This window comes from Mesorhizobium sp. P2_B5 (genome assembly GCF_056404775.1).
Map to the genome: position 1 here is coordinate 39,116 of NZ_JBFUDJ010000008.1, position 23,364 is coordinate 62,479.

Annotated in this window: 23 protein-coding genes; 18 read left to right on the forward strand and 5 right to left on the reverse strand. The window is 61.7% G+C overall.

Features of this window, described 5'->3' with window-relative positions; genetic code table 11:
* Positions 1 to 166: 166 nt before the first annotated feature.
* Both AC1D1N_RS23260 and AC1D1N_RS23265 read left to right on the forward strand, forming a co-directional pair.
* On the forward strand, positions 167 to 778 hold the full coding sequence (locus AC1D1N_RS23260; RefSeq protein WP_477351299.1) for a Crp/Fnr family transcriptional regulator: 612 nt from the start codon (positions 167 to 169) through the stop codon (positions 776 to 778).
* Between the two features lie 57 nt (positions 779 to 835).
* Positions 836 to 1,345: a hypothetical protein gene (locus AC1D1N_RS23265; protein ID WP_477351301.1), complete on the forward strand. Its 510-nt coding sequence runs from the start codon at positions 836 to 838 to the stop codon at positions 1,343 to 1,345.
* A gap of 324 nt (positions 1,346 to 1,669) precedes the next feature.
* Here the strand turns inward: AC1D1N_RS23265 and AC1D1N_RS23270 are convergent, their stop codons facing one another.
* Positions 1,670 to 2,953: an ATP-grasp domain-containing protein gene (locus AC1D1N_RS23270; protein WP_477351303.1), complete on the reverse strand. Its 1,284-nt coding sequence runs from the start codon at positions 2,951 to 2,953 to the stop codon at positions 1,670 to 1,672.
* A 47-nt stretch (positions 2,954 to 3,000) separates the two neighbouring features.
* Between AC1D1N_RS23270 and AC1D1N_RS23275 the strand changes: the two genes are divergently transcribed.
* From AC1D1N_RS23275 to AC1D1N_RS23325, 11 genes are all read left to right on the forward strand, one after another.
* Positions 3,001 to 3,447 carry a hypothetical protein gene (locus tag AC1D1N_RS23275; RefSeq protein ID WP_477351305.1) on the forward strand — a complete coding sequence of 149 codons (447 nt, stop codon included), beginning with the start codon at positions 3,001 to 3,003 and terminating at the stop codon, positions 3,445 to 3,447.
* Between the two features lie 156 nt (positions 3,448 to 3,603).
* Positions 3,604 to 4,218 (forward strand): CopM family metallochaperone, encoded by a 615-nt coding sequence (gene copM / locus AC1D1N_RS23280; RefSeq protein WP_477351307.1) that lies wholly within the window; start codon positions 3,604 to 3,606, stop codon positions 4,216 to 4,218.
* Between the two features lie 12 nt (positions 4,219 to 4,230).
* Positions 4,231 to 4,509, forward strand: coding sequence for a DUF5676 family membrane protein (locus AC1D1N_RS23285; protein ID WP_436258281.1), 279 nt, complete (start codon positions 4,231 to 4,233; stop codon positions 4,507 to 4,509).
* 20 nt (positions 4,510 to 4,529) lie between these two features.
* Positions 4,530 to 4,979 (forward strand): hypothetical protein, encoded by a 450-nt coding sequence (locus tag AC1D1N_RS23290; protein WP_477351309.1) that lies wholly within the window; start codon positions 4,530 to 4,532, stop codon positions 4,977 to 4,979.
* A 19-nt stretch (positions 4,980 to 4,998) separates the two neighbouring features.
* Positions 4,999 to 5,322, forward strand: a complete 324-nt coding sequence (locus tag AC1D1N_RS23295; RefSeq protein WP_436258283.1) for a DUF2933 domain-containing protein — start codon at positions 4,999 to 5,001, stop codon at positions 5,320 to 5,322.
* 2 nt (positions 5,323 to 5,324) lie between these two features.
* Complete coding sequence (locus AC1D1N_RS23300) at positions 5,325 to 5,993, forward strand: methyltransferase family protein (RefSeq protein ID WP_477351311.1); 669 nt, start codon at positions 5,325 to 5,327, stop codon at positions 5,991 to 5,993.
* A gap of 83 nt (positions 5,994 to 6,076) precedes the next feature.
* A complete protein-coding gene (locus tag AC1D1N_RS23305; protein WP_477351313.1) occupies positions 6,077 to 7,507 on the forward strand; it encodes a multicopper oxidase family protein in 1,431 nt (476 codons plus the stop codon).
* A 52-nt stretch (positions 7,508 to 7,559) separates the two neighbouring features.
* Positions 7,560 to 9,995: a heavy metal translocating P-type ATPase gene (locus AC1D1N_RS23310; RefSeq protein WP_477351315.1), complete on the forward strand. Its 2,436-nt coding sequence runs from the start codon at positions 7,560 to 7,562 to the stop codon at positions 9,993 to 9,995.
* Positions 9,996 to 10,003: 8 nt separating this feature from the next.
* Entirely contained in the window at positions 10,004 to 11,227 is a 1,224-nt protein-coding gene (locus AC1D1N_RS23315; protein ID WP_436261901.1) for an MFS transporter, read from the forward strand.
* Positions 11,224 to 12,735, forward strand: a complete 1,512-nt coding sequence (locus AC1D1N_RS23320) for a thymidine phosphorylase family protein (RefSeq protein ID WP_477351317.1) — start codon at positions 11,224 to 11,226, stop codon at positions 12,733 to 12,735. Before AC1D1N_RS23315 ends, AC1D1N_RS23320 begins: the two co-directional genes overlap by 4 nt.
* Positions 12,732 to 13,643, forward strand: a complete 912-nt coding sequence (locus AC1D1N_RS23325; RefSeq protein ID WP_477351319.1) for a ribose-phosphate pyrophosphokinase — start codon at positions 12,732 to 12,734, stop codon at positions 13,641 to 13,643. Before AC1D1N_RS23320 ends, AC1D1N_RS23325 begins: the two co-directional genes overlap by 4 nt.
* Positions 13,644 to 13,695: 52 nt before the next feature.
* Here the strand turns inward: AC1D1N_RS23325 and AC1D1N_RS23330 are convergent, their stop codons facing one another.
* Together AC1D1N_RS23330 and AC1D1N_RS23335 are read right to left on the reverse strand one after the other, a co-directional pair.
* The gene (locus tag AC1D1N_RS23330; RefSeq protein WP_477351321.1) at positions 13,696 to 15,009 is read right to left on the reverse strand and encodes a glucoamylase family protein; all 1,314 of its coding nucleotides are present in this window, start codon (positions 15,007 to 15,009) and stop codon (positions 13,696 to 13,698) included.
* A gap of 57 nt (positions 15,010 to 15,066) precedes the next feature.
* Positions 15,067 to 15,711, reverse strand: coding sequence for a CBS domain-containing protein (locus AC1D1N_RS23335; RefSeq protein WP_436258289.1), 645 nt, complete (start codon positions 15,709 to 15,711; stop codon positions 15,067 to 15,069).
* Between the two features lie 278 nt (positions 15,712 to 15,989).
* Between AC1D1N_RS23335 and AC1D1N_RS23340 the strand changes: the two genes are divergently transcribed.
* The 4 genes from AC1D1N_RS23340 (at position 15,990) to AC1D1N_RS23355 (ending at position 21,127) form a co-directional block, all read left to right on the forward strand.
* Complete coding sequence (locus AC1D1N_RS23340; protein ID WP_436261902.1) at positions 15,990 to 16,697, forward strand: ABC transporter ATP-binding protein; 708 nt, start codon at positions 15,990 to 15,992, stop codon at positions 16,695 to 16,697.
* A gap of 5 nt (positions 16,698 to 16,702) precedes the next feature.
* Complete coding sequence (locus tag AC1D1N_RS23345) at positions 16,703 to 19,066, forward strand: ABC transporter permease (RefSeq protein ID WP_477351323.1); 2,364 nt, start codon at positions 16,703 to 16,705, stop codon at positions 19,064 to 19,066.
* Between the two features lie 3 nt (positions 19,067 to 19,069).
* A complete protein-coding gene (locus tag AC1D1N_RS23350) occupies positions 19,070 to 20,287 on the forward strand; it encodes an efflux RND transporter periplasmic adaptor subunit (protein ID WP_477351325.1) in 1,218 nt (405 codons plus the stop codon).
* Positions 20,288 to 20,833: 546 nt separating this feature from the next.
* Positions 20,834 to 21,127 carry a GYD domain-containing protein gene (locus AC1D1N_RS23355; protein ID WP_436258292.1) on the forward strand — a complete coding sequence of 98 codons (294 nt, stop codon included), beginning with the start codon at positions 20,834 to 20,836 and terminating at the stop codon, positions 21,125 to 21,127.
* 342 nt (positions 21,128 to 21,469) lie between these two features.
* Here the strand turns inward: AC1D1N_RS23355 and AC1D1N_RS23360 are convergent, their stop codons facing one another.
* Positions 21,470 to 21,961 carry a DUF6314 family protein gene (locus AC1D1N_RS23360; protein WP_477351330.1) on the reverse strand — a complete coding sequence of 164 codons (492 nt, stop codon included), beginning with the start codon at positions 21,959 to 21,961 and terminating at the stop codon, positions 21,470 to 21,472.
* A 183-nt stretch (positions 21,962 to 22,144) separates the two neighbouring features.
* Entirely contained in the window at positions 22,145 to 22,918 is a 774-nt protein-coding gene (locus AC1D1N_RS23365) for an SDR family NAD(P)-dependent oxidoreductase (protein ID WP_352592857.1), read from the reverse strand.
* A gap of 109 nt (positions 22,919 to 23,027) precedes the next feature.
* On the opposite strand from AC1D1N_RS23365, the gene AC1D1N_RS23370 reads away from it, so the two are divergent.
* The gene (locus AC1D1N_RS23370) at positions 23,028 to 23,198 is read left to right on the forward strand and encodes a hypothetical protein (protein WP_477351333.1); all 171 of its coding nucleotides are present in this window, start codon (positions 23,028 to 23,030) and stop codon (positions 23,196 to 23,198) included.
* Positions 23,199 to 23,364: the final 166 nt, after the last annotated feature.

The window sequence follows — 23,364 nt, forward strand, 5'->3', positions numbered from 1 at the left end:
TCGTGGAACGGCGAGCATGATGGGATGGGTCGGGCGGCATGTGGTTGATGGGCGGCATGGGCCTCGTCTGGATCATGTTGTTGGTCGCCCTCGTGCTCGCGATCGCGGCGCTCGTCAAATATCTACAACGCTGACCGATTGATGCGCCAACACAGGGACCTTCCCGTTGAGAAGCTCACCGCCCGCCGATTTTCGCCGTATTCTGCCGCCCAGTCTGCTGACGTCGGCGCGGCATACCTGGCTGCAGCCGGGAGCCTACCTCTTCCATCAGCGTGATCCGGTTCGCGCGGTTTATTTCGTCGAGTCGGGACAGATCGCGTTGCGGCGCCCTCTTCCAGACGGAAACTTCGTCGTTACGCAGGTGGCAGGACCTGGCGACAGTCTTGCAGAAGCGGCGCTGTTTGCTGAAAATCACCACTGCGATGCCATTGGCATGATGCAAAGTCAGGTGCTCGGTGTGCCAAAGCAGTCGATGCTCGACCTGTTTGACCGGGACCATAGCGTCGCGCTGGCGTGGACGCGCCATCTCTCGTGGCAACTGCAGGACCTTCGCCAGCGGATTGAAATCCGCGACATCCGGCCGGCACGCAACCGCGTCCTCGCCTGGCTGTCCTTGCACGACAGATCGGAAATCGTTCTTGATCGGCCGCTCAAGGATCTGGCGCCGGAACTCGGTCTGACCCATGAAGTGTTCTACAGGACACTGGCTGCCCTGGAACGCGACGGATCAATCCAGCGGCGCAAGGGGATGATCGTGCGAACGCGCTCACAGATATGATCGCGGTCATATGCTCAAGGCACATAGCGGTGCATGGTGGTGAAAAAGGAGATCACCATGAGACATCGAACCATTTGCATTGTCTTCGCCAGCACATCCATTACCGCCATCGCCGCCGTCATGGTTACGCCGGCCGTGGGGCAGCAGGCCGTTGCCAGTCCATCACAACAAGCCGAGGTGGAGCGGAAGGGTGTAACGGTCATGCCATTCGATCAGCAGCGAGCTATGCACATGTTCCAGCAGACGCCCACCGGAGGTGTGCAAACGGTGCTTTCCCGGGATGGCGATTCCGCGCAGATCGCGGCAATCCGGTCGCATCTGCGCCAGGAAGCCGACAAGTTTGCGCGGGGCGACTATTCCGATCCGGCCACCATCCATGGCCAACAAATGCCTGGGCTCTCAGTCCTGAAGACGGCCGGCCAGAACCTTCGCGTCGCTTATCAGGAACTGCCTTTAGGAGCCCAGATGACATTCACGACGCACGATCCTGCCACGGTGAAGGCTCTTCATGACTGGTTCGCCGCGCAAGTAAGCGACCACGGTTCGCATGCCATGATGATGAAATAGCTGCGTCTGTTCGGTTGGCCTTCCGGAAAAATCAGACCTGCCGGAGGCGTCGGCCGCCGAGCCGTGCGGGCTTAGGCCGAGATCAGCGACGAAATGCTGATAGGGGTATGCCTCGGTCACGTTGATCGGACCTTGTCCGTCGTCGCGCGACATAGTTCAGGTTCTTGGTTCCGACGGCGCCGCTGTCCCTGACCTTGAGACCGCTCTCTCGGCCAACAACGAGGCGATCCCATTCATCTCAACGTGACCACGTCGATGAGTCTGTGCAATCTGGGCTTGCGCACCGGCCTGCCGAAATCGACGAGCAACAGCCGACCTCCTTGGTCAGATGACTAAGACCGGAGCAAATCCGCCGCCGGGTGTCCGGAAATTCGTGGTCTGGCCCTGGTAGAGGCGCGCGGCTGCGAGCAGAACCTGGCCATCATAAGTATAGAGCCGCACGTCCATCTTGCGCGGTGCAGGTGCGCCATCGATCTCGATCATGCGCTGTCCGGGTGAGGCAAACGCCTGGGCCACATAGCCACCACGGGCGATCTCCGCCCACACACCTTTCGTCACCTTGTCGCCGCGGTAGACCGCCTTGCTGCCGTGGCCTGAGAGCGGCTTGAAGAACATGTCCTTGCGGAATTGCCAGGCGGCATCCGAATTGTCGGGCGTGACCAGTGTGGTCCGCGGAATGCCGGCGAGCCGCGAGCGCATCTCCGGAGAAAGGCCGAATGCATCCAGCGCCGCCGGATCGGATAACAATGTCAGATTGCGCTTGCTAGAAAAGAGCGCATGGTTGTGCGGATTGGGCGTGAGCACCACGGCGCCGTCCTGATAGGCCGCTCTGAGCGCGGCATGTTCCGGGCGATCGAGTGTGAAATCGACCAGGCGATTGTAGACTAGGTCAATCTCTTGTCCGTCGAGCCGAAGCCTTCCGCTATCATATTTCAGCTCACTCGCGTTCCCGATCGTCGCCTCGATGCCGTGCCTCAGCAGCAACTGCCTGGCGAGCACGAATTCGGGATAGAGATACTGCTCCTCAGGCCGATCATCGACGATCGCGATCCTTCGCGGCGAACCGGCTCCACGCTGCCTGCGCCATTCGCTCTCGAACATCGCGATTACGCTGGTTTCGAAATGATCGTCCCTAGCGCCGATCAACGCCCGATCGACCTCGGAGCAGCAAGCCTTCTGTGCCCTGGCCAGCAAGGCATTGAGGAAAGCCCCGCCGGCGTTGGTGTTGACCTCAATCAGCTTGGCACCGTCATCGTCGAGGTGGAAGTCGTAGCCCATGAGAGCGCCGACGGGTCCAAAATCCCTCTGCGCAATTTCGGGAGCCCAGGAGAGAACCGTTTCGCGGTAGGCTGGCAGCTTTGCTGTCCTCTCGATGGCGACGACGATTCTCTGCATCTCATCGAGGGCGGACGCGGCGAGGAAGACCGGGACGTTGGAAAACAGATGCGGCCGCGACGCCATCAAGGTTTCGCAGAAGCCGGGCTCTCCGGCTTCGCGATCCAGCGCGGCCCAGAGCGCTGTCCGGTCCAGCGTTATGCAGAAGCATTTGCGGTTGAGCCGCCCCGACAGGGACGTGCTGGCTTTTGCCACGCCGGGGACTGTGAGCACGTAGTTATCTCCTTATTGCCGGCCGCTGAAACGATACGAGTTTCGGATTGGCTACGCTCACGAGCATTGATTTGCATCAAAGTGGCGACATACAGTTGGGCTACACTAAATCCATGAAAATCGCCTTGGCCCAGCTTCGCTTGCTGCTAGCCGTGATCCTCCTGATCGCGGGCGGTGCCATTGCTGGTCTTACCGAACAGGCTTCTGCAATGGGCGTCGGCGTCACCACAGACGTTGCGTTGTCGAACCCTTTGCACAAGGTGATGGGTCACGTCGCGTCCACAGACCAGGACAACCATCGCGCGCCATGTAATGGCTGCCTGGATTGCTTACAGTCGGCCGGCTCCGGCTGTTGTGCTGCAGGCATTTCCTCTGGCGATTTCGACGTTCTTCATGATGCGCCGGTTGCCGTCCGGTTCATGGCGGGCAAGGCATTCCTGCCAACGGGCATCGACCCCGAGGCTCTCCTGCAACCTCCCCAGACTTTCGCCTGATATCGCGCCGTCGCCGTGCTTGGGGCCGTTGAATCCAGCAGTGCCCGTCAAGGCCCCATAGCGCGCGAACGATCCGCGAAACCGTGACCGGCAGCGGCGATCTGGGCTGCCCTCCGCACCCGCCTATCGCTTCACACCAACGACAAGGAAACTGTCATGAAAACTCACCTTCGATTGATCACGTTTGCAGCATTCACAACTCTTTCAAGCGCGGCATTTGCCCAGACCGATCCGCACCATCCGGCGGCCGATGCGCCGCAAGCCACTACAGCTGCTCCGGCCGCACAGGCGATGCCGGGCGGGTTGCCCGAGCAGTGCACGGCGATGATGTCCACGATGCAGAAGATGATGCCCATGATGGAGAAGATGGCTCCCATGATGCAGCAAATGATGCCGATGATGCAGAAGATGATGCAGGGGGGCATGATGCAGGGTGGGCAAGGCGGCATGCAAGGCGGGATGATGCAGGGTCAAGGCGGCATGACGAACATGCCGATGGGCACCGCCAACATGTCCGAGGCGTCCAGAAATTATATGGACGCGATGAAGCGAATGGATGCACCCATGATGCAGGGCATCCAAGCCGGCGATCCCGATGTCGCCTTCGTCCAGGGGATGATTCCGCACCACCAGGGGGCGATCGACATGGCCCGTGCGGTTCTGCAATTAGGCAAGGATGATCAGGTCAAGGTTTGGGCCAATCAGATCATCACGGCTCAGCAGGCCGAGATCGCCGCCATGCAGGATTGGCTCAAGCAACACGCGAAGTGACGGGAGGATGACATGGACAAACTCAGCGTCCTGTCCGTCGGCATTGCTCTGGGCGTGACGTCGGCCCTGATGAGCATGCTCTGCGCGTTGGCAGTCGCTATCTGGCCAGAGGCAACACTCGATTTCTTCGGTGCCATCTTGCACGGGCTAGACCTCAGCGCGGTCAGGTCTACGGCGCCGATAAGCCCCGTCCGTGTTCTCTACGGCGTTCTCGGGCTTGGCATCGTCGGGCTGCTGGCGGGTGTCGTTTATGCCTCGATCTACAATGTCGTCGCCACGGGGCGCCGGTAATGCAAGTCAAGGTTCAGCCCATGAAAGCCACAGTCAAACCATGGACGACGTCGTCCGTCACTCTTGCTCTGGCGGGGATGATCATCGCCGGCATCGGACTGTATTTCATCGCCCTCAGGCCACCATTATTGCCCGAGGATGTCCGCTATATGAACCTCTCGGTTGCCGAGCTCGAAGCCATCGGTCCGCGTCTTGCCATGTGGCTGACGCAAGTTTTCCGGGTGCTCGGCGGCTACGCCCTGGCCACTGGCGTTCTCCTGATTGCGCTGGCAATCACCGCGTTCCGCGCGCGCCATCCGGTCGCGGTGGCCGGCGCTCTGGTCGGAGGAGCGTCATCCATCGGCTTGATGTCGGTGGTCAACTTCACGATCGGCTCCGACTTCAGGTGGCCACTGTTCGTCTGCGCGCTGGTCTGGGCCGTAAGCCTCGCCGCCTATGGGCTCGAAAGCTCCCGCAATGACAACCGCTGACAAATAAGGAACCCATCCCATGAATACCAACAACGTTTACCGCATGTCCGGTCCGCCGGCCGGGTCCGAACCAGAACCGGAGGCCGAGGCAGGCAGGTTTTGGACTTCGAAGACCGGCCTTGTCACGATCGCTTTCCTGCTGATCGCCGCGTTTTTCCTGCTCACGGAGCACTGGGCCCATACCCTCGGTGTCCTTCCCTTTCTGCTGCTGCTCGCCTGTCCTCTGCTTCACATGTTCATGCATGGCGGCCACCGCGGGCATGGCGGTCACGGCGGCCATGCCAGGCAGAAGGAACCTGAGCCGGGCGCGCATGACGGCACCACCCACCACGAAGGAGCATGACGATGGTCGAGCAATCTCCTGCCTACGGCCTTTGGGGCCTGGTCATAGTCAATTCGGCGGTTTTCATCCTGTTCGCATTCAGCTTCTTCAAGCCGCGAACCGGCCGCGACTGGCGCTCCTTCGGTGCCTTCAGCGCCTTCCTGGTGGCACTGTTTGCCGAGATGTATGGCTTTCCCCTGACGATTTACCTGTTCTCGGGGTGGCTGCAGTCACGATACCCCGGCATCGACTGGTTCTCGCACGATGCCGGTCACCTCTCGGAGATGATGTTCGGCTGGCGTCTCAATCCGCATTTCGGCCCCTTCCACGTTCTCAGCTTCTTCCTGATCGGCGGCGGATTCATGCTGATCTCGACTGCTTGGCGGGTGCTTTACGAAGCGCAGCGTCACAATCGGCTCGCAACGGGTGGGCCATATGCCTCCATCCGGCACCCGCAATATGTCGGCTTCGTCCTCGTCATGGCGGGCTTCCTCGTGCAATGGCCGACGCTGCTGACGCTGGCGATGTTTCCCATTCTGGTCGCCATGTATGTGCGACTTTCCTTCATTGAGGAGCGTGAAACGAGAAAAGAGTTCGGCGACTCATACGACCGTTATGCCGCTCGTGTGCCCGCCTTTTTCCCGCATTTGGCCAGGCTGTTCGGCTCCGGTCGCGAGCGCCGTGCGCCTTGAGGGCAGAGCCCCTGGGCCTGATCCTGTGTGCTGAACCAAATAACGAAGTTCTGAAATCCGAAGTCGAAAACAAAGGAACGATCATGAAACGCCGGGATATTCTGAAGGGCGCAGTGGCAGGCGCAGCAGCTTTTGCAATCCCATCGGGCTTGCTCGCAGCAGCCTCTGCCGGTCAGTCGGGCGGCCAGTCGCTTGGCATCTCGCGCCGCACGATCGAGGTGAACGGTAAAGCTGCAAGTGTCTTCGGCCTGCAAAGGGCCGACGGCGCGCCTGGCCTGCGCTTGCGGGCGGGCGAAGCCTTCAACGTGCTGCTTCGAAACGAGACTGCCGAGCCGACGATCATACATTGGCACGGACTGACGCCGCCGTGGCCGAGCGACGGCGTCGCCGACGCGCCACTGCCGCTCATCAGCGCCAAGGCCGATCGCAGCTTCCAATTTCCGGTCGGCGGGCCAGGCACTTTCTGGATGCACGCCCATACCTTGCAGGAACAATTGCTGCTCGCGGCTCCGCTCATTGTCGCCGATCCCGCCGATGACGCAAAGGATGAGCAGGAGGTTGTTGTCCTGCTCCACGATTTTTCGTTCTCATCGCCTCAAGAACTGCTGGCTGGGCTGCAGAGTAAGAACACCGGCGGCTCCATGTCGATGGACGGCATGGATATGTCGGGAGCGAAGACCAACGCCATGGCAGGGATGAAGGATGGCGGCATGGTGATGGATATCAATGACATCGAGTATGACGCCTATCTGGCCAATGACCGGTCCCTGAACGACCCCGAGATCGTGCCGGTCGAACGGGGCGGACGCGTGCGCGTGCGGATCATCAACGGCGCCACCGCGACGGCGTTTACAATCGATTTCGGGGAACTTGACGGCGAACTGATTGCGGTAGACGGTCAGCCTGTCGAACCGGTCAGGGGCCGGCACTTTCCAATGACGATGGGCCAGCGCATCGACGTGCGCGTGCAGTTGCCGGGCGACCTCAGCACCTCCTTTCCGATCCTGGCGCTGCGCGAGGGAAGCAAGGAACGGACCGGAATCGTCCTGCGTCCGGCGGGGGCGGCGGTGGCCAAGCTCGGGCCAGCGGCTGACGTCGACGCTCCGGTTCTGAACCTGACGCTCGAGGCGCAACTTCGAGCAATCGCGCCACTTGCATCACGCCTGGCGAACAAAACGTTCGAAATGGCGCTGACCGGCGACATGGCTGCCTATCGCTGGGGTCTCGAAACCAGCGCGCCCATCCTCGTGGACAAGGGCGATCGGGTCGAGGTCACGCTGCGCAACGACACCATGATGGCTCACCCAATGCACCTTCACGGCCACCATTTCCAGGTGGTCGCGATTGACGGGCAGCGTTTCCGGGGCGCCGTTCGCGACACCGTGCTGGTGCCGCCGATGCGGTCGATCACCATTGCCGTCGATGCCGTCAATCCCGGCAAATGGGCATTTCACTGTCACCATCTCTACCACATGGCGAGCGGCATGATGTCGACCTTTGCCTACCGAAGCTGAGACACCGCAAGCGGTGCGATTGCTGCCACGAACCGCGGCACGGAGAACGATGATGAAAAAGATCAATCTGGAAGTGCGCGACCTCATCGGCATGATGGATTTCGCCGCGGTCGAAAAACGCCTGGCAGCTCTGCCGGGTGTCGCCGGTGTCGCGATGAACGCGGGATCGACAACCGCAACCATCGAATTCGATGAGGGGCGGACGACTCCGGAGACCCTTGCTCGGGAAATCAAGGCCTGCGGTTTCCATTGCCGCGGCGAGGTCGTGCCGCGGCATCTGTGCATGCCTGACAGCATGACGATTCCGCCGGGGCATCCGCGCGCGACCGTCGGGCGCGCCGGGCACGCCGGGCACGATCATGGAGGGAACGCCGCCATGATCGAGCCGGCTCCAGCGGGCGGGACCACGGTTGCAGCCAAGGCGTCGCGCGACGCCATGGCCCATGAGATGGGACACGGCGCCGGCATGGACATGCAGGGCATGGTCAAGGATATGCGCAACCGCTTCCTCGTCAGCCTGATCTTCGCCCTGCCGATTTTCGCCATGGAGCCGATGGGTCTGGGCGAACCTTGGTTGCGCCCGCCCTTAGGACTGAGCGAAGACGTAGCGATGTTCTTCCTAGCCAGCGCCGCGATCCTCTACCCAGTCTGGCCTTTCCTGGTCGCCGCCTGGCGGGCCTTGCGCAACGGGGTCCTCAACATGGCCGTGCTGGTGGTGCTGAGTGTGGGCACCGGCTACCTGTTCAGCGTCGGCGCGACCTTCTTCTTCGAGGGGCAGCAGTTCTACGAGGCGGCGAGCGTGCTGCTCGTGTTCATCCTGCTCGGCCATTGGCTGGAGATGCGCGCTCGCGCCGGAGCCTCGGCCGCGATCAGGGCCTTGCTTGACCTCGCCCCGCCCAGGGCCTCAGTCTTCCGCGATGGCAAGGAGGTCGAGGTTGCGACCGCCGACGTAGTGCTCGGCGACATCGTGGTCCTGCGGCCCGGCAACAAGCTTCCCGTCGACGGCGAGGTGGTCGAGGGCACGTCGACGATCGACGAGTCGATGCTGACGGGTGAGTCGATGCCGGTGACCAAGAAGGTCGGCGACAAGGTCATCGGGGCGACCATCAACAAGAGCGGCACGCTGCGCTACCGCTCTACCAAGGTGGGTGCCGACACTGCGCTTGCCCAGATCGTCAAGCTGGTCCAGGAGGCTCAGAACTCGAAGGCGCCGGCGCAGCTGCTCGCCGATCGTGCTTCGCAATGGCTGGTGCTCGCCGCGATCCTCATCGGGCTTGCGACCTTTGCCGTCTGGTTCTGGTGGCTCGGCCAGCCTCTGCTGTTCGCGATGACCTTGACCATAACCGTCTTCGTCATCGCTTGTCCCGATGCGCTCGGCCTCGCCACGCCGATGGCTGTCATGGTCGGCACCGGCCTTGGCGCGTCAAACGGGATCCTGTTCAAGAACGCAGCCGCTCTCGAGGAGGCGACCAAGCTCAACGTGATCGTGTTCGACAAGACCGGCACGCTCACCATGGGTCAGCCCAAGGTCGTCGAAATCGTCCCCGCCGCCGGCGTTTCACCCGACGAGGTTTTGCAAGTTGCAGCTGCCGTGGATCAGGGGTCGGATCACCCGCTGGCCGTCGCAATCGTCGAGCGAGCCGGAGACCTGACGCTTCCCAAGGTTTCGGGATTTCTCAACATCGAGGGCAAGGGCGCCAGCGCCGCCATCGGAGGAAATCCGGTTTTCCTCGGCAACCGACGCCTCATGGACGAGCAGAAAATCGATCTTCTGGCGCTCGGCGAGAAAGCCGAAACGCTCAAGGGCGAAGGCCGCACCGTCATCCATGTGGCACGGTCTGGCAAATTGCTCGGGCTGATCGCGATCGCCGATACGCCGCGCCCGACAGCCATCGCAACGATCGCCAAACTGCATGAGCAGGGCGTACGCGTGGCGATGCTCACGGGCGACAATGCCGGGACCGCCAAACGCATCGCGGACGTGCTCGGCATCGACATCGTCCTGGCCGATGTCTTGCCAGGGCAGAAAGCCGAGAAGATCAAGGAACTGCAGGGACAGGGCCTGAGGGTCGGCATGGTCGGCGATGGCGTCAACGACGCGCCAGCCCTGACGCAAGCCAACGTCGGGTTTGCGATCGGCGCGGGCACCGATGTCGCCATTGAAAGCGCCGACATCGTGCTGATGAGAAGCGATCCCTACGATGTGGTCGGCGCGATGACACTCTCGCGCGCCACGCTACGCAAGATGCACCAGAACCTGTGGTGGGCGGTTGGCTACAATCTCATCGCCTTCCCGATCGCGGCGGGCGTGTTTTACCCATTCCTGCTGAGCCCCGAGCTCGCAGCCCTGGCAATGTCGGGCAGCTCGGCTCTTGTGGCCATCAACGCTCTTCTGCTCAAGCGAACCAGGCTCGAAGGCATTCGACCTTCCGCCGCATCGATGAGCGAAGGTGTCGCTCATCAGCACCCTACGGGCGCCCAGGCATGAGCGTGTCGATGCAGGCTCGCCTGCCGACGTCGCGATGGGCCCTGGGCGCACTTCTCGCCTCGGCCTTTGTCGTTGCGCTGGGCTACGGAATCGTCTTGCCGGTCCTGCCGATGATGGTCGAGCGGCTTGCCGGTTCCACAGACCCGACATTCAATGCGCGGCAGATTGGCTTCTTGACCGCCGCCTATGTCGCCGCGCCGGTGGGCGCCGCTTTCCTCTGGGGTAAGTGGTCGGATTTGATCGGGCGCAGACCTGTCCTTGTCGTTGGTCTGATCGGCTTTGCCGTCACCCTGGCCGCTTCGGCGCTGGCCCCAAGTCTACTCGTTCTTTATGTCGGGCGAATATTGAATGGCGGCTTCGCGGCTGCCGTGGGGCCAACGGGACTTGCGTTCATTGCCGACACCGAAGGTGAGGACAATCGCCGCACCAGAGCGTTCGGCTGGATGAGCATGGCATCGATCGCAGGCTTCCTGGTCGGACCCACGCTCGGCGGGCTCGTGGCGGAACTGAAGCTTGACTTGGGCGTGGCGGCTGTCCCGCCACAGACCGTTCCCTTCATTCTTGCGTCCGGCCTCGCTGTAGCGGCAGCGCTTGGCGTGTGCTCTGTGCTGCCTGGAAAGCTGCCCGGCCCCCGTGTTGAGGCGAACAAGCCCGGGTCATCAATGTTCGTGTCCGGAGAGATACGGCTGCTCGCTCTTGCCGCCGTGGCAGCGGCAGGGCTTGGTGCATTCGAGGTCGGGCTCACGTTGCGAAACGTTGAACTCGCAATGGGTCCCACTGCGCTCGGCCTCATGTTCGCGACATGCAGCGTTGTGATGTTTGCGGTCCAGGGCCTTGTCTTTTCGCCGCTCGTCAAACCGGCAGCGACGAGGCTGCTTGTGGCTCCTGCCTTCCTGGTGATGGCGATCGGTCTGGCGGTTATGCCGAGACTTGCCGGGCTCACGGAAATGCTGTTTGCGGTTTCCGTTGTTTCGGCTTCGGCCGGTTTGATCAGCCCGTTGCTCGCCTACTGGGTGTCACGCATCAGCGCACGAAGCCAAGGTCTGGAACTCGGCGTCCAGTCGGCAGCGGTCAGCCTCGGGCTGTCAGTGGGCTCCGCGGCCGCCGGCCTGCTATTCGGTTTCCACCGTCTGCAAGGCGCCACCTTCCTTGTTGCTGCCGCGGCGATGGGTCTCGCCGCAGTCGCGAGCCTGAAACTGCCGCAACCACCGCCGCTGGAGCAGCAGGCATGAGTGACGCCCCTAGCCCGTTACGCCTCATCCGAGCGGGTATCGACACCTATCAGCAACCGGTCGTCTACATGCATCGCGATTGTCACGTCTGCCGGTCGGAAGGTTTCACCGCTCTGACCCGGGTTCTGGCTCGCAGCGGCGACCGCGAGGTGGTCGCCACGCTTAATGTGGTTGTCGATGATCACCTCGAACTGGATGTCGCCGCACTGTCGGAGGCCGCTTGGGCGATCCTCCAACCGGGCGCCGATGCAGTCGCCGTATTCAGCCATCCGGAGCCGCCCGTCTCGGCACCGGCATTAAGGGCGAAGGTCTTCGGCCAGCGGCTCGGCGAGTCGGATTTCCTTGCCCTAATGCACGACACCGTCAGCAACCGCCTCTCAGACATGGAACTGACGGCATTCGTCACGGCCTGCGCCGGCGACCGGCTCGACAATGAAGAGACGATTGCTCTGACCAAGGCAATGTTGGCGGTCGGAGAGCGCATAGATTGGGGCGGCGACGCGGTGTTGGACAAGCATTGCGTCGGCGGCCTTCCCGGAAACCGCACCACGCCCATTGTCGTTGCGATTGTTGCTGCTGCCGGTCACCGAATCCCAAAGACGTCCTCGCGCGCCATAACCTCTCCTGCCGGCACGGCCGACGCGATGGAGGTTATGGCGCCGGTGACGCTGGATCTCGAAGCCATGCGAAGCGTGGTCGAGCGCGAAGGAGGCTGCATCGTCTGGGGCGGAAATGTTCGGCTCAGCCCAGCGGACGACATTCTGATCCGCATCGAGCGCCCGCTTGACTTCGACAGCGACGGCCAACTGGTCGCAAGCGTGCTTTCCAAGAAGGCCGCGGCCGGCGCTACCCATGTGGTCATCGACATTCCCATCGGACCGACCGCCAAGGTGCGTTCTTTCTCAGCCGCCGCTTTCCTCGAGGCAAGGCTCATTGCCGCGGCGCAAGCTCTTGGACTTAACCTCTCTGTCCTCCGCACCGATGGCCTCCAGCCCGTCGGCTATGGCATCGGTCCGGCTCTTGAGGCGCGGGACGTGCTTAGCGTCCTGCGCAACGACGCGGCAGGGCCCCGCGATCTCCGCAGCCGTGCGCTCGACATTGCTGGCGTCTTGCTCGATTCCGCGCCCGGGGCGGTGCTAGGAAAAGGCCGCGCCGTGGCGTCCACACTGCTCGACAGTGGCGCGGCTCTCCGCAAGTTTATGGCGATCTGCCAGGCACAGGGCGGCTTTACCGAGCCGGGAGTGGCCCCACACATCAGTCCAGTTCTTGCCAGCCGCGATGGCCAGATTCAGGCGGTCGACAATCGTCGGCTTGCAAGGATCGCCAAGCTCGCCGGCGCCCCAGGCAGCCCTCTGGCTGGGACCGATTCCCGAGTTCGGATCGGCGACAGTGTCCAGGCCGGTGAGCCGCTGTTTCACGTCCATGCCCGGTCACCGGGAGAACTGGAATATGCGCTGGAATATGCTTCGGCTCATCCGGAGATATTCGAAATCGGGGTCGGACAATGACCCGCGTGCTGCTTCCTTTCCCGTTGCAACGAACCCTGACAGACGCAATAGCCCCCTTGCTGGGCGCACGAACCGGTCGGCTGGACTGGCGCCACTTTCCGGACGGCGAATCCTTGGTCACGGTCGAACAGGATCTGGACGGCGTCCACGTCGCCCTCGTCGCCAGCCTCCGCAACCCTGATGAACTCGCTCTGCCATTGCGGTTCGCGGCCGCGACAGCGCGCGAATTCGGAGCACGCTCCATTGGACTTATTGCGCCGTATCTGGCCTACATGCGCCAGGATAAGCGGTTTAATCCCGGCGAAGCCGTAAGTGCGCCAATGTTCGCACGTTTCCTGGCGGACAGTTTCGATTGGCTGGTGACGGCAGATCCTCACCTGCACAGGATTCCCAGGCTCTCCGAGCTTTTTCGCATCCCAGCCCGTGCGGTGGCCACGGCTCCTCTCATCTCTGAATGGATCAGAGACAACATCCCGAATGCCGTCCTGATAGGACCAGATGGTGAAAGCAGCCAATGGGTATCCGACGTCGCCGACCGCGCCGGCGTGGCCTATCAGATCCTGGCGAAAATCCGACGAGGTGACCGTGACGTCGACGTGAGTCTCCCTTCGATCGATGCGGCTCGCAGCCGAACCCCGATCATCGTCGATGACATCGCTTCGTCGGGACGGACCATGATCGAAACGCTGAATCATTTGAGGCAGCTTGGTCTGCCTCCGGCAGTCTGCATCGTCATTCATCCCGTGTTCGCTCAAAACGCCTACGCGCAACTGTTGGCGGCCGGCGCTGAAAGGGTCGTGAGCACGGACTCCATTCCGCATCCGTCGAACGCGATTTCCCTCGCCGGCTTGCTGGCCGAGGGTAGCGTCGAATTGTTCGGGAACGCTCTTCCAAAGGAGACGCCATAAACGTAACGCTCGCCTATTTCTCAGCCGGATCCACGCGAACCGGTCCAACCGATCAAGCAGTTGGCGACGACTCCTGATCAAACTCTCGCAACCATCCGCCTCCAAAGCCTGCCCGTTGCAAGCCGCTGCGAACATAAGCGCACGAGCGCATCAATCGCCACAAGAGGCCGCTGCTTTCGTTCTCGATCATCAGAACGACGGGGCCCTCGTTGAGGCCGAAATGCCAAGGCGAAATCCACCAGCCGAATGTGTCGTCGGACCTTCCCGGGTGCGTCGGATTGAAGGCCGCCTTGAACCCGTAGGCTTTGGCGGCCTTGAGCTTGGCTTGATGGATGCAAAAGCTGATCGCCGGCCGGACGATTTCCGGAGCAAACGGCAAGGAGGCGGCAATGGCCCATGGGGCCAGCGTGCCGTCGTCGGGACCATAGGGGACACCGCGCGCGACATAACCCTCGAACTGGCGTTGGATGCCGTTCAACGACAGCGTGGAAGGGCCTGGGCCCTCGCTTGCGGTGATGCCCCAGCAATGTTCGCCATAGCCCTCAAATCCACGCGGATTTTCGATCGCGTAACGTTGCTGGATGAAAGTGGCGCGTCGGCTGTTCTCGAAGTAGTCGCTGCCTTTGCCGCGCATGAAGGCATCCTGCAACCCTCGGAGATCGATCCATACGTGCGAGAGTTGGTGGATGAATAGCGGTCCCGCATAGAGGTAGTCGTAGCCGTAACAATGCTCCCATCGAAACGTCGCGGTCCAGGCCGCGTAGCTGCTCTCGGGCAAGGGGTGTGTCGGCGAACCCAGCCCCAGGACATAGAGCAAGAGCGCTTCGTCATAGCCTTCCCAGCGATACTTCAAGAATCCTTGCTCAGGTGTCCAACCATGGGTGACAGTCTCTCCCCCATCCTGCGCCCAGCGCCAGTCGGCTCGGTGATAGAGCGCCTCTGCCAACGTGCGGATCTCGGCTTCGGCGTCGGTGTCGGCATCGAAATACTGCCCTGCAGCCAGCGCACCCGCCAGCAGGAGCGTGCTGTCGATGGTCGACAGCTCGCATTGCCAGGCTCGCCGGCCAGTTTGCATGTCAAGAAAGTGATAGTAGAAGCCGCGATATCCCGTAGCATCCGGCTCCGGGCCCTGTGGACTGTTCCAGAAGAAGCGCAGCGTTACCAAGGTGCGTTCCGCAGCCGCGGTTCGCGTCATGAATCCGCGTTCGACTCCCACTGGATAGCTCGCCAGCGCAAGGCCGGTGGCGGCGATGCTTGCGGGCCAATTCGCTTCGGTCTTGTCCAGTATGAGACCGTTCGAGGGGTTCGCTTCATGGATGAAGTAGTCGAACGTCTCCCGCTGCAGCGCCACCAGATCGTCTTGCATGGCAGAGGTGCTCACCGGATGATCGGTCTCGCGAGGGTGCGACAGCATCGCTGCAGTTCACGGATGGGCCAGGTAGAGGTGGTCGAACACACCCTTGACGCCCCTGACGCCCTCGGCAACCACGCGGACGGCATCCCGTTCACTCTGCGATCTGACAGCACCCGAAAAATGCACCAGACCATCGCTCACCGTAAGCGTCAACGCGTCTCCTTCGACCCCTGCGTCGTCTCGCAGTCGGGTAAGAATGCTGCGCCGGATCGCATCGTCACCTGCCGCCGTCGCGTCGTCGAACTTCGTCGCAACGACAACACGCAAAAGATCGGCGCGGCTGACGACGCCGACAAGACGCTGTCCCCTCATCACCGGAATGCGCTTGATGCCATGCTCCCGCATCAGCGCAACAATTCGGGTTATCGGGGTTTCCTCGTCCGTCACGATAACGTCCGAGGTCATCAGATCCGCCACTTTCCAGCTGTGGCCCTTCACATAGCCACGAGCCTCACCTGCCGGAAACGCCGAGGCACCGAGCTCCGACCTGCGCAGGAAATCACCTTCGCTCACAATTCCAGCCAGACGGCCGTTGTCATCGACGACAGGCATGCCGCTGATGCGCTGATCCAGCATGATCCGCGCTGCGTGTCTTACGCTGTGGTCAGGCGACACGGTAACAACCTTTGCAGTCATTACATCCTTTGCTTTCATCCGCCTCATCCCTAGCTCAGTTCAAGTGAACAGGCGCCCGAGCACCAATCGGCGGCATCCTAGCGTAGATGCCGCCGACCTCCTTTGAGGCAAATCAATACCGGCTCGGAACCGGCCGATCCGGGCGACTTTGACGCTCACAACCGCAATTTGTTGATGGCAGTGCTGGTATCGGTGACGGCCTCGGATCCCTATTTTGACTTGCATCAATGTCGCGGTCGCCTCGACGGGTGACTGTGGCAAGCGATGCGACAGGTGCCTCAAAATCCCTAACGGCCATGGCTGACACGGTCTTCACTGCAAAAGCGCTGACCAAAACCTACACCTCGGGTGAGACGCAGGTGCTCGCATTGCGTAGCCTTGACCTTGAGATTTCGGCGGGGGAGATGGTCGTTCTGCTTGGCCCATCGGGCAGCGGGAAATCGACCCTGCTGAATATCATGGGCGGCCTTGACCATGCCACGAGCGGCCAGTTGTTCTTCAGGGATCAGGAACTGACCAATCTCGACGATCGCGGGCTGACCGCCTATCGACGGCAGCACGTCGGGTTCGTTTTCCAGTTCTACAACCTGATCCCCAGCCTGACGGCCTACGAAAATGTTGCTCTGGTCACGGAGATTTCCGATCATCCGATGCGCTCGGAGGAGGCTTTGGCGCTGGTTGGCCTTGAGCCGAGGATGCATCATTTCCCGGCTCAGCTCTCCGGTGGCGAGCAGCAGCGCGTGGCAATTGCCCGCGCCATCGCCAAGCGTCCCGATGTCTTGCTCTGCGACGAGCCGACCGGCGCGCTGGATTCCAAAACGGGCATCCGGGTGATCGAGGCATTGCTCAGCATCAATGCGCAGCTCGGCACCACGACACTAATCATTACGCACAACGCCAGCATCCAGAATGTTGCCGACCGCGTGCTGTTTTTTGCCGACGGTCAGATCTCCAAAATTGCCAGGAATGAGGTGCGCCGGACTGCCGCCGAGCTCGTCTGGTGATCCGCATGCGCGCGCTGGATATCAAGCTTCTTCGCGACTTCGCCCGGCTCTGGGCGCAGGCGCTGGCGATTGCACTCGTCATTGCCGGAGGCGTAGCGACGCTCATTCTCGCTGTTGGTTCCTACCGTTCCCTCGAAGAGACGCGCACCGCATACTACGAACGCTACCGGTTTGCAGACGTCTTTGCCACGGTGAGCCGCGCGCCAAGGACGCTTGTCGACCAGATCGCCGAGATTCCCGGGGTTGCTTCGGTCGACGCGCGAATAGCCAAACTCGTGCTGCTCGACATACCAGACTATCTGGAGCCGGCCACGGGCGAGGTCATCTCCCTGCCGCAGAGCGATGACGCTTCGCTCAACCGCCTATACATGCGCGTTGGTCGCAAGCCGGAGCCTGGACGAGCCGAAGAGGTCGTGGTGAACGAAGGCTTTGCCTTGTCCCACGGCTTTCAGCCCGGGGCCCGCTTCTCGGCAATATTGAACGGCCGAAAGCGTGAACTGACGATTGTCGGGATCGCGCTGTCTCCCGAGTTTATCTACGCGGTCGGGCCTGGCGACATCATGCCGGACGACCGCCGCTTCGGCCTCATCTGGATGTCGGAAAGAGCGCTCGGCAGCGCCTATGGCCTCGATGACGCGTTTTCGTCCGTTTCATTGAAGCTGCTGCGTGGCGCGTCCGAGAGCGAGGTGATGATGCGCCTCGACGCCATGCTCGAGCGCTATGGCGGACGAGCGGCCTATGGCCGGAAGGACCAGACTTCGCATGCCTGGCTGAACCACGAACTCGACATGCTCAATAACATGAGCCGAACGCTGCCACCGATTTTCCTTCTGGTGTCGGCATTTCTGGTCAATCTGACGCTCAGCCGGCTCGTTGCTCTGGAGCGCGAGCAGATCGGGCTCATGAAGGCGCTGGGATACGGCAACGCCAGCATCGTCGCCCACTACCTCAAGTTTGTCGTCGTCATCGTGATGATCGGCATTGTGATCGGCAGTGCGGCCGGCACGTGGCTGGGCACGCGCATCACCAGTCTGTTCGGCGACTTTTTCCATTTTCCGTTCCTCGTTTTCACCGGGAGCCCGGACGTCTACGTCATCGCAGCCGCGCTCAGCCTCGTCGCTGCAATCATCGGAGCGGTGCGCGCGCTTCGCGAGGTCGTGCGATTGGCGCCTGCCGTCGCAATGCAGGCGCCGGCGCCTCCGCGCTATCGGCGACTGCTGCCGGCGAGCTTCGGCGTCGACAGGCTCATGTCGCAACCGACCTCCATGATGTTGCGCAACATCACCCGCCATCCAGTCAGGTCATTATTCACGACGCTTGGAATTGCACTGGCGACAGCCATCCTGATCGTTTCACTTTTCACTGGCGATGCGATGGAGCAGCTCATCGACGTGACGTATTTCCTGGCCGACCGTCAGGACGCCACTGTCAGTTTCGTCGAAAAACGCCCGCGGGACGTCGTTCTGCAGATTGCGCGGCTTCCGGGCGTTCTCGCTGCCGAGCCCTACCGCGAGGTGCCGGTCCGCATCAGGAGCGGAAACGTCGAGCGCCGGATCATGATCAGCGGCAGGCCGCGAGATGCCGATCTCAACCGCATCATAGATGTCGACCTACGTCCAGTCGTTCTGCCGGAAGCGGGCCTGGCGATTTCGAGCATGCTTGCCAGGATCCTCGGAGTGAGGGTCGGCGATTCCGTCGAGGTCGACCTGCTCGAAGGAACGCGGCGGACCGTTGTCGTGCCTGTGGCGGCGCTGGTCGAAGATTACTTCGGCATCCGCGGGATGATGGATTCAGAGACGCTCGCGCGCCTGATGCGCGAAGCGCCGTCGCTGAACAGCATCAACGTTAGCCTCGACCAGAACAGCCGGGAGCCGTTCTATGCTGCCATCAAGGGCATGCCTATCGTCAGCGGTCTGGCACTGCAGCGCGTCTCGCTGGCGAATTTCCGCAAGCTGGTCGCCTTACTCATCACGACAATGGCCAGCATTTACACCGCGCTGGCTGCCGTCATCGCGTTTGGTGTCGTCTACAACAGCGCCCGCATCTCGCTTTCCGAACGCGCGCGAGAGCTGGCCAGCTTGCGTGTCCTCGGCTTCACTCGCGGAGAAGTGTTGCGCATCCTCCTCCTAGAACTCACCCTGCTCACCTTGATCGCACAGCCGCCTGGATGGGTCATTGGTTATGGGCTGGCCTGGATCATGCAGAAGAACCTGGCCGGCGAATTGATGCGGGTGCGTCTGATCGTCGAGCAATCCACCTATGTTCTCGCTAGTGCGATCGTAATAGCTGCGGCCGTGCTGTCGGCGCTCGTTGTTCGTCGAAGACTTAACGAGCTGGACCTAGTCACCGTTCTCAAGACGCGGGATTGAACCATGCGCACGATTTGGATGAAGCGAACGTTGGGCATTGCGGCCTTGGTGGCGTTGAGCGCCGGCGCCGTCTGGTCCGCATGGCCGCGGCCGATTGCAGTGGATCTGGCAACACTGACGAGAGGCCCCATGGAAGTCACGATCGACGACGAGGCAAAGACGCGCGTGCGTCACGTCTATACGGTGTCCGGCCCCATCGCTGGCAAGGTCCTGCGCATCTCTCCACCTCTCCACATCGGGGACCAGGTCACAAAGGACGAAACTGTCGTGGCGGTGATGCAACCGACGCTGCCGAGCTTTCATGATGCGCGCACCCATGAGGAGCTGCGGTCGGCGCTGGCTGCGGCCGATGCGGCGGTAAGCCTTGCGGCAGCCGAAATGCGCCGTATCGAAGCCGCGCTTGCATTTTCGCGAACGGAGTTGGGGCGGGCCGAAGCGCTTGCGCGCACCGAGGCGATCTCCCTGAAGGTCCTCGACGGAGCCAGGTTCGACGTCGAGACCAATGAAGCGGCCTTGGCCAGTGCGAAGGCTCAGCTGGAGGTTCGCCGAAATGAGCGCGACAGCGTTGCAGCACGGCTAGGTGAACAGTCGGGGGTCGCCCCGGATCCAGATCCGGCTTGCTGCATACAGTTGCGCGCTCCCGTGACAGGCAGCGTCCTGAAGATCATTCAGGAGAGCGAAGGAGTGGTCCAAGCCGGTGCACCGCTGATCGAAATCGGTGATCCGGTCGATCTCGAAATCGTCGCGGACCTGCTGTCGACCGATGCTGTCCGGATCAAGCAAGGCGCGCCCGTGTGGATCGACAACTGGGGTGGACCGCCGCTCCAGGGCCGCGTCTCCCGCGTCGATCCAGCCGGTTTCACCAAGATTTCCGCACTTGGCATTGAAGAACAACGCGTCCGCACGACCATCGACTTCGCCGACCCTCCCGCGAAATGGTCGCCTCTGGGACATGATTATCGGGTGATCGTGCATGTCACGATCTGGAAAGCCGATGATGTGCTGACCCTGCCGGTGGGCGCCCTGTTCCGACAAGGCGACGACTGGGCGGTGTTCGCGGTCCGGGATGGCCGTGCGCGGGCAACGATCATTAAGGTCGGTCAGCGAAATAGTCGGACGGCACAGGTTCTGGCGGGCCTTGCAGCAGGGGATCGCGTGGTCCTGCACCCGAGTGATAGAATCACGGACGGAGTGACCGTAGCGGAGCGTCTTTCACAATGAGGTGGAGCCTTGCGACAGGCCTTTCGCCTGGCGCAGCCGAAACCCGCACCTTGGAGGCGATCGTTCAGCCATTTTGTCGTCCGTCACAATGTTACAAAAGTCCTTGTAAGTTATTGATTTAATTGGGCTCGTTCAGAGTTCAATCCTTCTCGCAGCACCAGCCTATCTCCTTGAAATCATTGAAGCCCTTGATTTGCAAGGCATTGCGGCCATTGTCTTGTTGCAAAATTCGTAACAAATGGTTGCAAGCGTCATGGCCCGGAGCCAATCGGTATTTCTTATTACGCGACGGCCGCTACTACGCTCGGCCGGTCATTCTGAAGGACCTTCGCCCTGCCATGGCGGGAAAGACGTAACTTCGAACGCCCCTCCGAGCTGACCGCCGCGCCGCGCTGAAGAAACTTCCAGGGGCAGTTGCGACCATTAAACGGTGATCATGACCTTCCTTGCCGCAAGTGGTTCGCGCACCTGACTCGTGTTATCGTAGTTTCGGGAGACGGCGGACGCGCCGTGAGTGCCCGCCCGCTCCCACCATGGGAGGAACAAATGGCTTATTACGTATTGCTGTCAAATTTCACAGATCAAGGTATCAAGAGCATAAAGGATACTCAGAAACGCGCTGAGGCCTTCAAGGCGATGGCCAGCAAGAACGGCATCAAGGTTCACACCCTGTTGTGGACGCTTGGTCAACATGATGTCGTGGCGATTGCCGAAGCCGACGACGACATTGCTGCGACCGCAATGGCCTTATCGATCGCATCGCTAGGCAACATCAGAACTCAGACATTGAGAGCGTTCGACGCGGCGGATATGGCCAAGATAATGGCAAAGATGGCCTGACCGCCGCTGGGCTGCCTTGCGCAGACGATTGAAGCCGACCGCTGAGCCGAACGGCGGCAGGCCTGTCTGTTTTCCATTAAGCGAAACCCCGGCAGAGCCGGGGTTTCTTGAGGGACGTTCAACTCGACGCATGGGGCCTTTCCGGCTGGATCTACGCGGTCATGACCTCGTAATCTACTTGCCTAGGCCAAGCTGGTTCATCAGGTCCTGGTTGTCCCAGAACAGCCATTCGTGATCCAGGCCGACTGGTACCGATCCTGGAAGGCTGGAGCATGACCGGCTTCAGCCTCTATGCAATCTATCTCAGTCGGAAATTCCTGCCTGCGACAGTCCGGGTCTTGATCAATTACCTGGAAGAGGTTTCGTCCGCTCAACATCCCCGGCATCTAGGCGACGAAACCGGCTGAGGCTCGCGTAGTTCTTGCGCGGCCCTTTGACCCGCCACGCCTCGGCCCATTCGTCGGGGCCACGAAACACGAAGCGCCCGGCATAGACATCGGCGCCGCAATGATGCTGGACGATCTGTGTTGCCTTTGGCTCGAGCTCGATGAAGTCGCTGCCGTCGGCACGAAGAATCCGGATCGAACGGTCGCGCCGCTCAAGCCGGTAGGCCCGGCTCGCCGGCATCGCATGAGCGCCGATTTGTATGACGCCGCGCTCGGTGAATGCATCCGCGGTCACCACGGCGTTGCCGGTGAAATTGTATGTCGCACCGGCAAGGAAATCGATCATCGTGCGGCGGACCGTCCAGTCGCCGGCAAGGCCGTCGGCGATGCTCTGCCACGGCCTGGCGTCGGCGCCGGCCGCATCTTCGGTCAAATAGATGCGATCCACATTATACCCGTAACAATACCGCGCTTCGTGTCATGGATAACATTAAAGGCCCGGACAGCGTCGGGCAAAGCCATTCGACCGTGACGCCTGTCAGGGTCGTAAGACCGGGGTGACTTCGTTTCGTAAAGCGGCTCGCCGTTTCTCAGAAACGATGAGCCGCTTTGGAGACACAGCGCCGGCGGCTCACGCCACCGACCAGCCACCATCGACCAGGATGTTGGCGCCGGTGATCAGCGATGCCGCCGGCGAAGCCAGGAACACCACGGTTCCGGCGACGTCGATCGGGTCGCCGATGCGGCCGAGCGGAATGTGGCCGAGCACATGCGCATGAAACTCCGGCTCGGCCAGCGAGGGGCGCGTGCCATCAGTCCAGATGAAGGTCGGCGCCACGCTGTTGACGGCGATGCCGTGCTGCGCCCATTCGGCGGCCAGGCAGCGGGTCAGATGGTTTATCGCCGCCTTGCTCATGCAGTAGATGGCCTCGCCCTTCAGCGTCACCGTGCCAGCCTGCGAGCTGATGTTGATGATGCGCCCACCTTTCTGCGCAATCATCAGCTTTGCCACCGCCTGGGTGGTGAAGAAGGTGCCCTTGAGGTTGACGTTGACCGTCAGGTCGAAATCGTCCTCGGTGACGTTCTCGGCCAGGTTTTCCGGCCCGAGCCCGACATTGTTGACCAGAACGTCGATGCGGCCGAAGGCGGTATGCGCCTCGGCGACCGCCTTTCGCACGGTGGCAAGATCGGTCGCATCCATATGCACGGCAAGCGCTCGCCGGCCGATGCGCTCGATCTCGGCGACAAGCTCGGCCCCGTCGGCCTTGCTGCGCACGCCCACGATCATGTCGGCGCCAGAGCCGGCGCAGGCCAGCGCACAGGCGCGGCCAATGCCGCGTGAGGCCCCGGTGACCAGCACCACCTTGCCGGCAAGGTCGAATTTCGGCGTGTAATCCGTTGTCATTGCAAACCCTCCCCTAAGAAAGCCGTCAAGCCTGAATTGCATTATCCGGCGGCCATGCTGAACAGTATCCGCTCGCAAGCTGAAAGCCAGCCGGCGCCGTGCGCATCACGTGCTGGTCGATCTGGGCGCGGCCCGCAAGGACAAAGCGATGGCCGAGGAAGCCATCGCCGCTTGTCAGGAGGCGCTCGGCATCTTCCGCGACAAGAAGATGGACGATCTCGCCGCCGGTTCGGAAAAGAACGTCGCCGAAGCGCAGGCGCTGCTCGCCGAACTGCACTGAAACTGGAGTGCCGCGCTCCAGCGGGCGGACGAATGGTCGTGACGCCAGCATTAACGCTATAGCGCAAGCAAATGTCATCGGCTCGCCATGGCATGACAGGGAAGCGATGTGGCAGTATCGGCACTTGCGCCGGTTGCCGTCACCATCCAGGACACTTGCGCGACTA